The sequence below is a fragment of the Methanobrevibacter sp. genome (assembly GCF_045646205.1).
In the GTDB taxonomy this organism is placed as follows: domain Archaea; phylum Methanobacteriota; class Methanobacteria; order Methanobacteriales; family Methanobacteriaceae; genus Methanocatella.
This window is the reverse complement of the sequence record NZ_JAZRKF010000005.1, coordinates 13473-32434: the sequence shown is the minus strand read 5'-3', so window position 1 is coordinate 32434 and position 18962 is coordinate 13473. Positions and strand designations below refer to the sequence as shown.

At 35.0% G+C, this 18962-nt stretch carries 4 protein-coding genes; all 4 read left to right on the top strand.

Annotated features, from left to right (window positions below):
• The first annotated feature begins 352 nt into the window (after positions 1-352).
• The 4 genes from ACKI44_RS01275 (at position 353) to ACKI44_RS01260 (ending at position 18881) form a co-directional block, all read left to right on the top strand.
• The gene (locus tag ACKI44_RS01275; protein ID WP_407420905.1) at positions 353-6088 is read left to right on the top strand and encodes an Ig-like domain repeat protein; all 5736 of its coding nucleotides are present in this window, start codon (positions 353-355) and stop codon (positions 6086-6088) included.
• Between the two features lie 68 nt (positions 6089-6156).
• The gene (locus ACKI44_RS01270) at positions 6157-6705 is read left to right on the top strand and encodes a DUF2284 domain-containing protein (protein ID WP_407420900.1); all 549 of its coding nucleotides are present in this window, start codon (positions 6157-6159) and stop codon (positions 6703-6705) included.
• 86 nt (positions 6706-6791) lie between these two features.
• Positions 6792-11054, top strand: coding sequence for a C1 family peptidase (locus ACKI44_RS01265; RefSeq protein WP_407420899.1), 4263 nt, complete (start codon positions 6792-6794; stop codon positions 11052-11054).
• An 18-nt stretch (positions 11055-11072) separates the two neighbouring features.
• On the top strand, positions 11073-18881 hold the full coding sequence (locus ACKI44_RS01260) for an Ig-like domain repeat protein (protein ID WP_407420898.1): 7809 nt from the start codon (positions 11073-11075) through the stop codon (positions 18879-18881).
• Positions 18882-18962 lie beyond the last annotated feature (81 nt).

Genomic DNA, 18962 nt, shown 5'->3' with positions numbered 1-18962 from the left:
TTGTTTAGTTTTTGGCTTTTTATGACATTATTTTTGTGGGTTTGTAAAAAAATATTTGCTATATTGTTAATTTTATTTAAAATCTTTAATTTCGATAAATATGATTATATGTGTTATATATTAGTGTAAAAAACATGTCATATTGATTCTGCTAAAAAAGACTATATTACAACTATTAGAGAACAAAATAATTCATAAATCTAAAATTTTATATATGTATTTCAATAAATATAGTTATGTTATGAAATAATTTTCATTTCATAATTTTTAATTTTTTTTAATTTAAGGGAGAATATGAATTATGTCTTTAAAATATAAAAAGCACGTAATATTAATTTTTTTGATATTATTGATGCTTATAGTAATTCCAACATCTCTTGCAAGTGATGTGAGTGATGATGGAATTGTAATTGAATCTACAGATTGTACTGTTTTAGCTACATCTGTAGATAATGTGAATATTCCCGTGTCTGCAAATGCGGATGGCGGTGACGTTGTAATTGGTGAAGGTGAAGACTTGGTTATTTCCACTAATCCTAATAATGTAACTAACTATACTATTGGTACCAGCAATAAAATAACTGTAAACATTGCACAAAGCGATAAGTATAACACTTATAAAAATACATTAGGTACATTATATGCTTATATGGATATAAATGGTGGTGAACATACTGTTGATACTTTTGGAGGATGGTATCGTTCTGTAAATACATATACTACTTTTAGTTTTGATTTAAATGAAATTGACAGTAGCTATTTTAATGAAGGAGAGAATACATTTAAAATTTGTGTTGATACAACCAAATTAGATCAGTTTAACTTAACATATGATTTCATTCCATTTACTGTTTATGCTCAAAAAGCAACTTCTAAAATAAATACTACAATCACTGTAAGTCCTGAAGAAATGGAATTGAAAATAGGGGATTCAAGTTATTTTACAGCTATTTTAAACCCTAGTTCTGCAGGTAGCCTATCCTATAAATCTAGTGATGAAAGTGTCGCTACAGTTTCATCTTGGGGTAAGGTTACAGCTGTCGGTACTGGTGTTGCAAATATCACTATTTCCTATCCGGGTAATGATTTGTACAATGCGGCTGAAATAAACATGACTGTAACTGTTCCTGCTCCGGATTATACTTCAACCCCTACTGTTAAAGGTAAGGATGATGTTGATTATTTAATTGGAGAAAATCTCACTATTGATGTTGAAATTATTTATTTAACTGAAGAGGAAGATTATTGGAAAGGTTATAACTTGTCCGGTGACAATATGTATGTTTTCATTAATGGTGAAGCTGTAAAATTGGATAATATTCCATCCGATACTAAAAACTTCACTGTTAATATAGCTGATATCAACTATACTTTTGAGCCTAGCAAAAAATATTCCCTTATTTTCCGTCCTAGCAATGCTATTATGAACATGGCTAATCTTGATATATCAGATTGTATATTAAATACTTTAACTGTTTATGGACGTGAATACACTGAGGATCTTGTTATTACAACTGAACCAAGTACTGTAGATAATTATTCATTAGGTTCCAGCAAGTTAATAACTGTTAATGTGGAAAAAAGTGAAAAATTCAGAAAATTGATTACAAGTACACTCTATGCATTTATTGATATGAATAACGGAAACCATACAATCAATTACTTTGATGGATGGAGACGTTCTGTTGTCACATACAATACCTGGACTTTTGATTTAAATGAAATTGATGTTAGCTATTTCAAAGTTGGAGAAAATATCTTGAATATTACTGTGGTTACATCAAACTTGGATTCAAACAATTTAACATATACATTTATTCCTCTGGTTGTAAATGCTCTTGAAATGACTTCCAAAATCAATACTACAATTACCTCAAATATAGATAAAATAGAATTGGAAACTGGAAGGAGCACCTATTTCACAGCTACTTTAACTCCTAGTGCTGCTGGTGAATTGACATACGAGTCCAGCGATGAAAGCGTTGCTACAGTTTCATCCTGGGGAAGAATAGCTGCTGTAGGTCCTGGTGTTGCTAATATTACTATTTCATATCCGGGTAATGATTATTATAATCCGTCTGAGTATAACATAACTGTAACAGTTCCAGTACCTGTTCCTGAGTATACTTCAACCCCTACTGTCAACGGTAAAAATGCAACAGATTATGCAATTGGTGAAAATCTTACTATTGATGTTAAAATCGACTATTTAACTGAAGAGGAAGATTATTATAAGGGTTATGACTTGACTGGAGGTAACATGCATGTTTACATTAACGGTACTGCTGTTAAATTAGACAACATCCCATCCGAAGTTAAAAACTTTACAATCAATATTTCCGATATCAATTTCACCTTTGAAAGCGGTGAAAGCTATTCCCTTATTTTCCACCCAAGCAACAGTATTATGAATATGGCTTATCTGGATATAGACGACTGTCTATTCAATACCTTAACCGTAACTGTTGTCGATGAAAAATATGATGGAATCATTTACGTTGATTTAAATGGCAGTGATTCAAATGTGGGTAGTGAAGACAAACCAGTTGCAACTATCGCAAAAGCAATTGAGCTTGCAACTTCTGAAAGCAACACTGCTCATAAAATCATAATCCGTAAAGGAACCTATGAAGAAAGCGGTTTAGCTGTTGCATCTGATTTAGAAATTGTCGGTGAAGATGCAGTTATCGATGCAGCAAATGCCGGTAGAATCTTGGATATTACTGCTGGTAATGTAAACATTTCCGGTATTACATTTGCTAATGCTAATGTAACCGGTTACGGTGGTGCTATTTCAATTAAAGGTGCTACTGTTGAAGTAGATAATTGTACATTTGTTAACAACACTGCAACAAGTGGTGCTGGTGCTATTTTATGGGATGCTGATGACGGTAAATTGTCCAATTCAGTATTTGAAAATAATGCTGGTAGAAATGGTGCTGCTGTTACTATTGGATCTTTAGGTTGGTCTCCAAAAGGAGATAATACTGAAATTACCAATTGTGTATTCAACAATAACGATAACATTTATGAAGCTGCAGGATGTATTGGTCTTGCTGTTTATGCTGATAATGTTAAAGTAACTGATTCCAACTTTACCAACAGTGTTGGTCATGCCAACTCCAATCATGGTACTTTATACATCCTCGGTGATGACTGTGAAGTTTCCGGTTGTTTATTTGAAAACAACACTATGGATGGCTCCGGTGCACTTCAGGCTGACGGTGATTATGTAAATATCCACGATAACATATTCAGAAACAATATGATTTCCGGTGGTATCGCTTCCAGAGCTGGTGCAATCGAAATCCAAAGTATTAACGCTGAAATTACTGATAATGTATTTGAAAACAATGGTGGAGAAGACTGCCGTGAAGGTGGAGCAATCAACATAGTTTATGTCGATTATGACGGGGAAATTACCATTTCCGGAAACGAATTCATCAACAACAGTGCTGCTTACGGTGGTGCAATATATGTTGATGGAGGATACTCCGACACAATGGGCGAATTCACTCTCGTAATTTCAGATAACACCTTTGACGGAAACGTTGCCGGTCAAGGTGCAGGTATCTACACCTATAACACTGGTGATGCTGAAGTAACAATTTCAGACAACACATTCAAAAATCAACAAGCAACTGAAGGTGGAGCAATCTATTCCGAAGATTCATACATTGCTTTATCTGGAAACACAATGGAAAACTGTGTTGCTGAGAATGGTAACGACATTTACCTTGAATATGGTGAAGTAACTACTGAAACCAATTTAGTAATATCTGAAGACGCTTCTATCAAATTAGGTGAAAATGTAACTGTTACTGCTACATTAACCGATGACAATAATAACACAATTAGTGGTGGAGCAATTACCTTAACTGCTAACGGTGAAAAACTTGATGAATTGGATGTTGAAAACGGTACTGTAAGCTTTGTATTCACTCCAAGTGAAGTTGGAAACTACACAATTTCAGGTAGTTATGATTTAGCAAGTGATGTAAACATAGAAACTGCATTAATTGAAGTAATTAATGCTGAAAAACAAAATGCAACAATCAGCATTGATGCTCCTGAAATCACTGAAGGTGAAAATGCTACTGTTACTGTAACTTTACCTGAGGATGCTACCGGAAATGTAACTGTTGGTAATGAAGTTGCTGATGTTATAAACGGTACTGCTAGTGTTGTTTTAACTAATTTGCCTGTTGGAAACAATACTCTTCCTGTTGTTTACTCTGGTGATGACAAGTACAACCCAATTGAAACTGAAATTAATATAACTGTTAATCCTGTATCTAAAAAATATTTAACTCTTAATGCAACTGTATTTGAAGTTATGGGAAATGCTAGTCTTATTGTTACTGGTTTCGAGAATGCTACAGGTAATGTAACTGTAACTATTGGTGAAGATATTTACACCACTCCTATTATGATGGGTATGGCATTCATGTCTATTCCTAAATTAAATGAAACCGTTACAGCATACATTTATTATCCTGGTGATGATAACTACAACAACGCTTCAACAACTGTTGAAATTATCGCTAAAAAAGATTTAAATCTAACTGCTAGTGCAGATCCAATATATGTCGGTCAAAATGCTACTGTTATTGTAACCGGTTTCGAAAATGCTACAGGTAATGTTATGGTAATTGCAGGCAAAGATGTCTATAATGCAACTATCATCGATGCTATTGTTTCAGTTTCTATCCCTGGATTAAACGAGACGACTCCAGCTTATATCATGTACTGGGGTGACGACAATTATAATATGGCGTTCACTAGTGTAAATATCACTGTTAATCCTAAGGAAAACGCTACAATCAGCATTGATGCTCCTTCAGAAGTAACTGAAGGCGATAATGTTACTGTTACTGTTATTTTACCTGAGGATGCTACCGGTACTGTGACTATTGGTAATGAGGCTGTTCCTGTTCAAAATGGTACTGCCAGTGCTGTTTTAACTAACTTACCTCTTGGAAACAATACTGTTCCTATAACCTACTCTGGTGATGACAAGTACAACCCAATTGAAACTAGTGTTAATATTACTGTTGACGAAGACAAATCCGATATCATCGAAGCTCCTGATGTAACTAAATACTACAAAGGATCTGAAAGATTTGTTGTAACTGTTACTGATTACAAAGGTAAAGGTATTGCAAATAAAACAGTTAAAATTAACATTAATGGTGTTGACTACGACAGAACAACCAACGCAAATGGTACTACAAGCATTGCTCTTAACTTAGAAAGTGGAGTATACAATGTAACAACTACTGTTGATAACACTACAATTGACTCTGTTGTGACTATTTTGACTACTGTTAACGGTACTGACGTTGTGAAAGTATTCAGAAATGATACTCAGTACTACGCTACATTCCGTGACAGTCAAGGTAATTATTTAGCCCAAGGCTCTCAAGTCGAATTTAACATCAACGGTGTATTCTACTACCGTTATACTGGAGACAAAGGTTTAGCTAAATTAAACCTCAACTTGGAACAAGGAACATACATCTTAACTGCAAGAAACTTGCAGACAGGTGAAATGTCATCCAACAACATTACAGTTCTTCCAAGAATCACTGAAAACAATGATTTAACAAAATATTACAGAAATGCAAGTCAATACACAGTTAAAATCATTGGTGATGACGGAAAAGCTGTTGGTGCTGGTGAAAATGTGACTTTCAACATTAACGGTGTATTATACACACGTACAACCAATGCTTCCGGTATCGCTAAGTTAAACATTAACTTAGAACCTGGAAAATACATTATAACTGCTTCCTATGGAGGATGCAATGTTGCAAATAACATTACTGTGCTTCCTGTATTGTCTGCCACTGACCTAACCAAGAAATACGGCACTCCTGATCAGTTCGTAGCTACATTGGTTGACGGTCAAGGTAATCCTTACGCCGGACAAAATGTAACATTCAACGTCCATGGCGTATTCTATCAGAGAACCACTGACAGTGAAGGACATGCTAAGTTAAACATTAACCTTATGCCTGGAGAATACATTATTACTTCAAGTTATAACGGTCAAAATGTTGCAAACACAATAAAAGTAGAAGCTTAAATGGGATTTATTTCCCATTTCTTTTTTTTTAGAAATATTTATTAACATTTTTTTTAAGATATTTACATATGAAGGGAATTGAAAAACTTGTTGCCGATGTGAGTGTTGACGAGTTTGTTGATGCATATGTGGATGTTGAAAAGTTTCATGGACTTTGCAAAGACTGTGAAAACTACGGCAAGAATTGGAACTGTCCTCCATTTGATTTTGATGTAATGGATGTATGGAATTCCTATGAAAAATTAAAAATCATTGCTTTTAAGATCAATTTTGATGATGAGGAATTGGCTAGTGATTATTCTGATAGGGAACTGGATTTTATCCTAAAACGACTTGAACGCATGAAGGTTAAACTGATGAATGAAATCTATGATCTGGAAGATGAGAACTCCTGCGGTTTGTTTTTGGGAAAATGCAGTCTGTGCATGAAATGTACTCGAGAGTTTGGAATGCCGTGTAAAATGCCATTTAAAATGAGATATTCAATTGAATCTCTTGGCGGTAATGTAGATAAATCTATTGAAGATATATTTGGTTTTAAGATTCTTTATGCTCAGAAGAACCGCTTACCGGAATATGTGATATATGTGGGCGGAGTATTATACGATAAAAAATAGTTTTCATATAGTTTATTAATAATGTTCAACAAATTATCCATATGAAATAATAATTATTTCGATATCCTTTAAAAAGGAGGCAAATGATGGATAAAAAGGTTTGGGGATTATTATTAATTTTTATTTTTTGCATTTTAATGCTTCCTGTCGTTAGTGCTTCTGAAATGAATGATAACAACACGGAAACATATGTCTTATCAGACGATGTTTTACAATATGTTACTATCGATGGTGAAGTATTGGGTGCTAATACTAAAGAAGTATATTTTAATGCGTCTGTTGAAAAAGATGGTGATGGTAGTATTGACAGTCCTTATAAGTATTTAAGGTCATCAAGATTAAACCAGATTACAACAGCTTATTTTGCTGACGGAATTTATCGATTGGATAATTACAGAGGAATATTTAATGATTTAGAATTTATAGGTCAAAGTGCTGAAAATACAATCATCAGATATGATGGAATGGCATTTTCCATTGGTGTTGATTCTTCACTTTCTGCAACAAACATTACATTTTTAAAAGCATCAATCCGTGATTTTGGCGTATTTGTAGCTGAAGACTGTATATTTAAGGATTGTGTTGCAGCTTTTGTTGATGAATACGGAAACTCTTTTGGTGGAGCTGTTTACTGTAAATCCGGTGGAATTTCAAGTATTTACTCACCTGGAGCATTCTTTACAAACTGTACCTTTATAGATAACAATGCAGCTTATGGCGGAGCAGTTTATGGTGAAATAGGGATTCTGTCATTTTCAGATTGTAAATTTTTCAATAATTCCGCTAAGGGATATGGCGGAGCTGTTGCGGCTGAAGACGGCTCAACGTTAATGGTTTATGATTCTATTTTTGATAAAGACAAATCACTTGATGATACGGGAGGAGCAATTTATGGAAAGACTTCTTCTATGATAATTAGAAATTCAAGCTTTTCAAACTGTCAGGCATTCTTTGGCGGAGCAATCTGTAACTTAAGGGGTCAGTTAGATATTTCCACATCTAAATTTAAAAATAACACTGCCAAATATGATGGTGGGGCAATATACTCAATGTATGGAAGAACCACTTCTTTAAAAAATGATTTTGAAAGTAATGCTGCTTTAAATGGTGGGGCAATATTTGTTGACAACTGTACGAGCGTATCAATTAATTCAAATACATTCACGTCAAATGCTGCAATAACTGGAGGAGCACTTTACTCTAATGCTAATGTAAAACTGACAAACACATCAAATACCTTCGATAACAACACGGCTTTAAGTGATGATGATTTCCACATTCAGGACAATTATCCTGTTGTTGTAAATGGGAATGGAAACTATCTGATTGTTGGAAACTACACTGACTGGGAAGGTGAAATTCCCAAAAGCTATAATCTCTTTGATGAGGGACTAGTCACTCCTGTAAGAGACCAGCAGGCCGGAGGAAACTGTTGGGGCTTTGCTTCAATAGCTACTTTGGAGTCCAATATCTTAAAAGCTGTAAACATGTCTCTTGACTTGTCAGAAGAAAATATCAAAAATGTCGTGGAACTCTATTCGGCTTATGGGTGGAAAAGAGAGACAAACGAAGGCGGATACGATGCAATGTCATTTGCCTATATCGTAAGCTGGCTTGGTGCAATATATGATGAGCTGGATACATATGATGATTATTCAACATTATCTCCTGTTTTGGATAGTGTCGTTCATGTTCAAGACATTATCTTTGCTCCAAAGAGAAATAACTACACTGACAATGATGAAATCAAGAGGATGATGCTTAAATATGGAGCGATTTCAGCAGCATATGCCCATTCAAATGATTATTATAACCCTTCAACCTATTCGTATTATTATCCGAATGCAGGTTATGCAAACCATGCAATAACTGTAATAGGATGGGATGACAGCTATTCTGCTTCTAACTTTTTAACCACTCCTCCAGGTGATGGGGCTTGGATTATCAAAAACAGCTGGAATGATACTTGGGGAGAAAAAGGATTTTTCTACATTTCATATTATGATGCAATTTTATTTAAGGTATTGAGTTCACAGGAAGCCTATACCTTCGTATTCAACAATTCCGTTAACTTCACTAAAAACTATCAGTATGATTTTGGCGGAATGACTGATTATCTGATAACGGGTAAGTCATCAATCTGGTATGCAAATCAGTTCAATTCAACTGGAAGGGACAATATAGCTGCTTTTTCAACATATTTTGATGTGGATACTGCTTATGAAGCCTATGTTTATGTAAATGATGAGTTAATGCTTACCCAAAATGGAACTAGTGTTGCAGGTTATCATACAATCAATCTGGATGAACTGATACCTGTTAATGTGGGCGATACATTCAGGGTTGCACTTAAAATAACTACTTCAAAATATGCGAATATTCCGATTTCAGAAAAGGTCATGACTACAAGAACATATTATAAGCCGGGTGTTTCCTATATAAGCTTCAACGGCAAGAAATGGATTGACTTATACAATTACACTTTCGGTTATGGATCCCACACATATACCTCTCAGGTGGCATGCCTTAAGATATTTGCTGTTGACAGGCCGGATTCCAACACTACAATCACCATAAACAGTACTGATGCTTTTGTCGGTGATTTAATCAATATCACTGCTGAAATAAGGGATGAAGACAATGCTCTGGTGGATTCAGGTTGCGTCAATTTCACAGTTTTAAACCAGAGCTATGTTGTGGATGTTTCAAACGGATTGGCCAATATTGAATTGACCTTTGACGGTGAAGGAATTTATAATCTTTCAGCCGTTTACAGTGCCCTTAAATATTATTTGCCTTCAAACACCACTGCAGTAGTAAATGTATCCAAATTGACTCCTGAAATCACAGTCAATATTTCAGATATCCTTTACGGTGATGATTTAATTGCAGATATTGATATGAGTGATGATTTGGATAACCTGACATTAACTGTTGGCGATAATGTATTTGCAGTTGATAAAAGCCATTTTGTCATTCCTTTGACATTGGATGTCGGTGTTTATGAAGCTCTCCTAAATTATGGTGGAAGCGATAAGTATAATGCGGTTTCAAATGTAACTTCATTTAAAATTTCACCTAAGGATATCTCAATGGATGTAAGTGTCATAAATATTTCAGATGCGGTTAATATAACAGTAAGTTTTACAGAAAACATTAATGATAATGTAAGCATAATCGTTGAAAATGAATCATACTCAATTCCTATAAAAAATTCAACAGCTATACTTAGATTAAGCGGTTTGGAAAGTGGCATTTATGACGTTTTAGTTAACTTCACAAATAAAAACTACATGCCGAAGTCTTTTAAAACAAGCTTTGAAGTTGAAAATGCCGAAAATGAATTGATTACTGAGGATTTGGAAAAATATTTCTCCTCTTCAAAAAGGTTTGTTGCCAAATTAATAGACTCAAAGGGAAATGCATGTGCAAATGAAAGTGTAGTATTTGAAATATATGGTTTAAACTACACAAGAGTGACAAACAGTGATGGAATCGCTTCAATTGCCATTAACTTAAACCCGGGAACATACAACATCACAACAAGATACAACAATTCACTTTCCAAGACCAATACCGTAAATGTATTGTCAACTGTCGAAAGTGAAAACCTTGTTAAATATTACAGGAACGCCTCACAGTTTGAAGCCAAAATTCTTGACAGTGAAGGAAGGGCATTGGCCAATGAGAAGGTGTCTCTTAATATTAACGGTGTCTTTTATTACAGGACAAGTAATAATGATGGTATTGTAAGGCTCAATATAAACTTAAACCCTGGAGTATATATCATAACACTTTTAAATACTGCAACAGGTGAGCAAAAAGCCAGCAACGTCACGGTTTTATCAAAACTTGTTGAAAATAATGATTTGATTAAGTATTATAGAAACGCATCAAAATATTCCATTAAGGTCTTGGACGATGTCGGTAATCCTTTAAGCGGTGTTAATGTATCATTCAATATTAATGGGGTATTTTATACAAGAACTACCAATGCAAGTGGTGTAGCTAGTTTAAACATTAATTTGAATCCTGGAAAATACATCATCACCGCAGATTATGGGGGATTGATGGTATCCAACAACATCACTGTCCTGACGGTTCTTCTGGCGGATGATTTGGAAATGAAATATCGTGATGGATCAACATTCGATGTAACGGTTCTGGATGATGTGGGCAGTCCTTTAAGAGGAGCCAATGTTCTATTTAATATTAATGGAGTATTCTATAATAGAGTAAGCGATTTAAATGGTATAGCTAAGTTAAACATTAATTTGATGAGTGGAAAATACATTATAACTTCATCATATAACAATTTGAATATTGCAAATAAAATTACGATTATTTAGGAGTTTATGGAGGATAATATGATTAGTAAAATTAGTAAAAGGCATTTGTTGATTTTTGCTTTATTGACGTTTGTTTTAATGATGCTGCCTTTATCATTTGCAAATGATACATCAGATTTAAACCAGACAGCTTTGTCTATTGATGGAAATTCACAAATGCTGGGAGATAGTCAAAAGGACATTTATGTTTCAACAACCGGAGATGACGATTCCGGTCATGGAACACAGGACAGTCCTTATAAAAGTCTGGAAAAAGCAATAAGTGAATCAAGTGCAACAACAAATACGATTTATATGGCAAATGGTACTTATAATGAGTATGGTCTGACCATAGGTAAAAATATTAATATTATAGGTTCCGGAAACACAATCATTGATGCAGAAGGTGGGGGTCGATTTTTCAGATTAACTGCAAACGTTAATTTCACTTTAAGCGATTTGACCTTACAGAACGTTAATGAAAGCCAGTATGGTGGTGCAATTTATATCCGGGAATCTGGAATTTCAATTCTTGATGCCAATCTGGCCGTCAATCGTGTAAAATTCATTAATATCTATTCAGGATATGCTGGTGCTGCAATCTATAATATAGGTGGAGCTACTGTCGGTGGACGTAACAATAACGTTTCAATTACAAATTGTGAGTTTATAAATTGTGGTTCCAAAAGCAATGGTGTGATTTTAACCCAGTCCTCAACATTAATTGCCAACTGTACTTTCATTGGAAGTAAATCCTATAGTCCGACTACGACTTATACTGGAAGTTCAATTGCCATTATGGGAACTTCTACAGCTTCTAATGTAATAAACATTACCGGATGTACTTTCATTGGCGATTCATATACAAAAGGGCCAGGTGGAGTCATTTATAATAGTGCATCAATGCTTGATTCAATAAACATCAACAACAATGTGTTCATATTGGATGAAGGATATGGGGTATTTGCTTCATCAGATAATTCCGCTCTTAAAATTAATGCAGATAATAACTGGTGGGGAACAAACAATCCGAATTTAACTGGTCTGGCCAATAACAAAAACGTAAAAATCAGTAGCTATGCTACTTTAAATTTATCTGCAGACTCCCAAATAATTGACATTGACGAAAAAGATTTGATTGATGTGGCATTTTATAATTCTCAGGACAATGCCAAAAATACATTAATTCCTTTAAGAAACATTACATTAACAAGCACCGGCGGGGAATTTGACACAAATCCAACTTCATTTAAGGGAGAAGTTAAAACGAACTTCTCATCTGAAAACATTGGCCAGTACACAATCACGGCCAAGGTGGATAACCAGGAATTGTCAACCGACATTATAGTTCGTGATTTAACCAATAAAACCGTTATAATTGCAGATAGTGAAGTAAACTATAAGGATGTGACTGTTGATGTGAGCGTTGCACCGAAATCCGTAACCGGTAATGTAACCTTTACAATAAACGGCAAAAAGGAAACGATTGAATTAACTGATGGAAATGGGAATATCACCTTATATAATCTTCCTCTTGGAGAATATGACAATATCTTATTGACATATAATGGTGATGCCAGTCACAAAAAATCAAATACAACAATATCATTCATTGTTTTCGAGAAATATCCTGCAGAGTTAAGTGCTGAGGCAATCGTTGATAAAAATTCCGTTACAATATGTGCCGAAATAAATCCTTTAAATGCAACAGGTAATGTTACATTCATATTGAATGGAAAAGAAGAAACAATCTATTTAAATGAAGGAAAGGGAAATGTCACGATTTCTGATTTGGCCAATAAAAATTACACGGTAGAGTTAACTTATAATGGTGATGAAAACTATCAAAAAGCAAGAAAAACAGTTAATTTCACCATATCAAATAGAAATCCGACTGAATTATCCATTACTCCTGTTGTTATAGGGGATAACGTAACAATTTATGCCAAAGTCAATGAGACATCAGCTACAGGAAATGTAACATTCACATTAAGATATAAGACTCAGGTAATAGAATTGACGAAGGGTGAAGGAAATATTACAGTCACTGGCGTTCCGAATGATGTTTATACCCTAACATTCACTTATGGGGGTGACGCAGACTTTGAAGCATCCAATACGACAGAAACATTTACAGTTTCCGTCAGAAAGGATACTGTTTTGACTGCAGAGGCAACAGTTAAAAATCAAATAGTCATAATTGATGTGGATATCAATTATTACACTGCAGGAGGTAATGTAACCTTTACAATCAACGGAGAGAATAAGATTATAAACATTACAAAAAGTAAAGGTTCAATCACACTGGAAGATGTGGATTATGGAAAATATTCAATTTTATTAACTTATAATGGGGACATTAACTACAATCCATCTAATTACACCCTTGACTTTGAAGTGGTCAGATATGATTATGGCAAAATACTGTATGTTTCAAATGATGGTAATGATGAAAACAACGGTTCAATCAATTCTCCTTTAAAAACAATAGCTAAGGCTGTTGACGTGGCCAATAATTTCCCTGTTGTTGAAAAAATCCACATATTTGATGGTATCTATAATGATTCTGACATGACTGTCGAAAGAAGTTTGGACATTGAAGGTGAAAGTGAAAACACTATCATTGATGCTCACAAAGGATTTATCTTTGAAATTTATGGCCTTGAAAACAATGTGACATTCACCAACATTACATTTAAAAACGGATATAATGAAAATGGCGGAGCAATAAGGGATTATGGCTATATCCTAAACATTACTGACTGTACTTTTATAAATAACACAGGTTCCGACCAGGGTGGAGCAGTCTATCACTACTACGGTTTTGCCAACATTATAAATTCAAAATTCATAGAAAACAAGGCAATTTCTGGTGGGGCTGTTTATGTATCAACATACACTGATTTGACTGTAATTAATAATTGTGAATTCACTAAAAACAATGCGTTAAGCGGTATTTATGCAGGCGGAGCTATTTACAATGCAGGTAATCTTTATGTAAACGCTTCAACATTCACTGAAAACAGGGCTGTGAGCAAATCAAATTCCACATATGACATTAGTGGTGGAGATGGAGGAGCAATATACAATGCAAACCAACTGTTTGTAAATAATTCTGAATTCACTTCAAACAGCGCTTACTATTGGGGTGGGGCTATCAGAGCTGGAGGTTACTCCTACATTTATGATTCTAACTTCACGGATAATTCTGCAGGAAGCCGTGGTGGAGCAATCCATTCATCAGGTTCCGGATCTTATTCTGCATGGACTACTTTGATAAGCGGATGTAATTTCGACTCAAACTTCATCGGAAGATCTGCTTATGAAGGCTCAACCAAAACCGGTGGAGCAATATGTGCTGAATCTCCAACGGCAATCAGATATTCAAACTTCACTGACAACTATGCTCCTGACGGCGGAGCAATTTTCATGCGTTCAAATGCAAAGTATATTGATTACTGTAACTTCATCAATAACACGGCCAATACGGGCGGAGCGATTCTTTCCAACAGGTCAATGGCCATAATTTCAAATTCAAACTTTGAAGAAAACTCTGCAGTGATGGGTGGAGCAATATATATTCATGCTTCAAATTCCATAAGTGAAGACAGTTTTGCCAATTTAACTTCAAATAGATACGTCTCAAATGTTGCTGATGAAGGAGGAGCAATCTTTTCAAATGCAGGTTATTCATCTCCTCAGGAATTGAATATCAAATACTCAGAGTTTATAGATAACATTGCCGATAGCGGTAGTGCAATCACAACAACAAACAGAGCAAACATTGAATATAATGCAATAATTTGTGATATCACAAGCAGTGATGTTATTAATGTTGCAAAAGAATGTGAAGGAATAGTTTCTGTTGAAAATAACTGGTGGGGAATAAACAATCCGAATTTAAATAACATAATCGTTGGAATTTCTGCACCTGAATCCTATGCTGTTTTAAATGTATCTGCATCCAAAAATTTAATCAGCAATAATGAAACTTCAACCATACTCTCCAAACTGCTGTGGAATGATGATTCAAATTCCAATGTGGAATTGATTCCTCAAAGAAACATAACATTAAATGCTTTAAATGCAAATTTAACCGATACCTGTGGTGTTTTAGACCCTGAATTTGAAAGTGAGTTTTCAAGCAATATCAATGGAACCTATAGGATTACTGTATATGTGGATAATGAGGAACTGTCTGTCTATGTGATTGTAAACCGGGAATCTGCTCTTCCAAAAGAGAACTTAACATTATATGCGGATAATGTTGAAATAACTGAAGGTGAAAATGCCACTGTAGTTGTCTACTTGACTGAATACGCATTGGGTAGCGTATCAATAAATGAAATAACGGCACAGGTCAGCGATGGAGTAGCTGTTTTAACAATTCCTGATTTGACTTGTGGCAATTACACATTTGACGTCCTATATTCAGGTGACTTGCATTATAACGGTGCTGAAACTGCAGTAAACATTACAGTAAATCAAAAGATTAAGAAAAACGCAACAATTGATGTTAATGATGTTGTAATAAATGAAGGTGAACGTGCAAAAATCGTTGTAAATATAGATGATGATGCCACAGGAACGATTAGCATCAAAGATAAAACACAGACTATCTCAAAAGGCAGCGCAACAATATTTTTTGATAATTTGACTATGGGCAACTATACCTTTGATGTAATTTATTCCGGTGACCTTAATTATTACAGCGCTCAAAGCAGTGTAAACATCACTGTAAAAGCCAATCAATCCAAAAAAGACCCTTCAATAAAAATAGATGCTCCAGACATTACTCGTGGTGAAAACGCAACAGTTACAGTCACACTTCCAAGTGATGCTACAGGTACAGTTACCGTAAAAGGCATTACAGCAGATCTTGAAAAAGGTGTTGCAGTTGTAAGCGTTCCGGATTTGGCTGTCGGAAGAAACACACTGGAAGTAATATATTCCGGTGATGAAAAATACAATAAAGTTAAAACAACAGTCACCGTGAAGGTAAAAAGGAATTTGACTGATGTCATTTATGCAAACGCCTCAACGGGCAGTGATGAGTTTGGAAACGGTTCTAAGGAAAACCCAGTAAAAACAATATACAAGGCAATGACTCTTGCAGGAGATAACGGAACAGTCGTATTGACAGGTAACTTTAAAGGAAATCAGAACACTGAACTATATCTATCCAGCTATATCAACAATGTAACATTCATTGGAATGGATGGTGCAGTCATTGACGGTGAACACAGACATTTCATCATTTCAATTACTGACGGACAATTCACTTTCGTTGATTTGACCTTTAAAAACGCTTATTCAAGTGGTTATGGTGCAGCATTAATTAACCAGGCAGGATACTTGACAGTTGAAGACTGTACATTCACGGATAACATTGCACAGGGTTCAGCAGCTATTGATAATACGGCAATACTCTTTGTAACCAACTCCACTTTCACAGATAACATCGCTTCTGTCTATGACGGAGGAGCAATATCCTCAAGCTGGGAAGCATACATCACAAACTCAACATTTACAGGAAACCGTGCATATCAAAACGGTGGAGCAATTAAAAACTATGAAGAAGGTTACCTATACATTGAAGACTGTATATTTAAGGATAACATTGCAACCGGCAGTTCCAAAGGAAGTTATGGTGGAGCGGTTTATTCATGGTCTTCTGATTTGGAAATCTACATGTCAGAATTTGAAAACAACCTTGCAGAGTCCAAAGGAGGAGCAGTCTATTCAAGTTACGGTAATTCATTCTATGATTGGTACACTTATATTCAAATGTCTGAATTCAAAGGAAATGAAGCACCTACAGGTTCAACACTGTTCTTGGAATTAGTTTCAGGAGAAGTATCATACAATGCATTCCTTGATGATTCAAATGTTGTATATACCTATCGCAATTTAACAACTATCGACAATAACTGGTGGGGCGTAAATGATCCTGACTGGTCAGGTCTTTTAACCGGAACAATCAAAAAACCGAATAGCTATGCTGTTTTAAATGTTACGGCAAGTCCTGACAGCATTTCTTCCGGAAACATCTCCAAATTAACATATGAATTCTTCTGGAACGGAACGGATGAAAATGAAAACATTTCATTGATTCCAAAAAGAAGCATTGAATTGTCTTCAACGGGAGGAAGTTTAAAGGACACTTTAGGAAACTTCTCCAATGCCAAATTCGAAACTTCATTTACATCAGATGATTCAGGTGTTTATAACATTACTGCAAATGTCGATAATGAAGTTTTAACAATTGGTATAACAGTTAAAGGTGGGCTTGTCATTACTCCAAGCGCTGAAGTAAACGGCAGTGATGCAACAATATATGTTGAACTGACTCCATGTGATGTGGATGCAAACATTACATTTGACTTAAATAATGCAACCTATTCAATTCCTGTAATCAACGGTAAAGGAAACATCACTTTAACTGATTTGGATAATGGAAATTACACCATTAATCTAGAATTCATGGGTGATGAAAGGTATCCGTATTCAAACGCTACAGTTGAATTCACAATCGATAACAAATCTCCATTAAATTCAACAGTTAATGTCAGTGTTGAAGTAGATAAGAACAATGTTGAAATTTCTGTTGAGGTAACTCCTGATGATGCAACAGGAAACGTAACATTCAATATTGCAGGCAAGGACTACTGTATGGAATTGATTAACGGAAAAGCCAATGCAAGCATCACTGATTTGGATGAAGGCAACTACACTTTCAATGTCAAATACTCTGGTGATGACAAATACGCTTCCTCAATTTCCGATGATGTTTCATTTGAAGTCAATAAATATGCAGTTTTAAATGCTCCTGACGTAATTAAGTATTACAGCGGACCTGAAAGATTCTATGTATATTTAACTGATTCCGATTCAAACAAACTGGCCGGTGAAAATCTGACAATTACAATCAATGGAGTTCCATATGTAAGAACAACCAATGAAAACGGTACAGCATCAATTCCTCTTAATCTCAATAGCGGAACTTATGATGTATTGGTTAATTACTCTGGAAATGAAAAGTATTCACCAGTAAGCGTTAATGCAACTGTTACAATCAAGGCAACGATTAATGCAACTGATTTGGTTAAAGTATTTAGAAACGCAACCCAATACTATGCAACATTCAAAGACAGCCAGGGCAATTACCTGCCTGACGGAAGCATGGTCAGATTCAACATTCATGGAGTATTCTATGACCGTTACGTTAGAGGAAACGAAGGATTGGCTAAATTAAACATTAACATTGAACAGGGAACATACATCATAACTGCAATTAACCTTAAAACGGGTGAAATGTACTCAAATAATATTACAGTTATTCCTAGAATCGTAGAAAACCATGATTTAACCAAATATTACAGAAACGCTTCCCAATACACTGTAAAACTCATAGGTGAAGATGGAAATGCAGTTGGTGCAGGCGTTGAAGTGACATTCAACATCAACGGTGTATTCTACACCCGTACGACAAACGCATCAGGAATAGCTAAACTGAATATTAATCTGGGTCCTGGAGATTACATCATTACGGCTTCATATGCAGGATGCAGCGTATCCAATAAAATCTCCGTATTGCCAGTATTGTCCGCTGAAGACATTACGATGAAATACCATGATGGAACAAAATTCAGTGCAAAATTGCTTGATGGTCAGGGCAAATCTTTAGCTAATGAAATGATAGAATTCAACATTAATGGAGTATTCTATAATAGATCAACTGATAGCGAAGGTATTGCTCGTTTAAACATTAATTTGATGAGCGGTAAATATATCATAACATCAAGTTATAATGGCCTAAGCATAGCAAATACCATAACCATTATTTAGGGGATTTAATTCCTCTAACTTATTTTTTTTAATTAAATTTCATTAAATAATCTTTTTTTATAGATAATTTCTAGAATAATT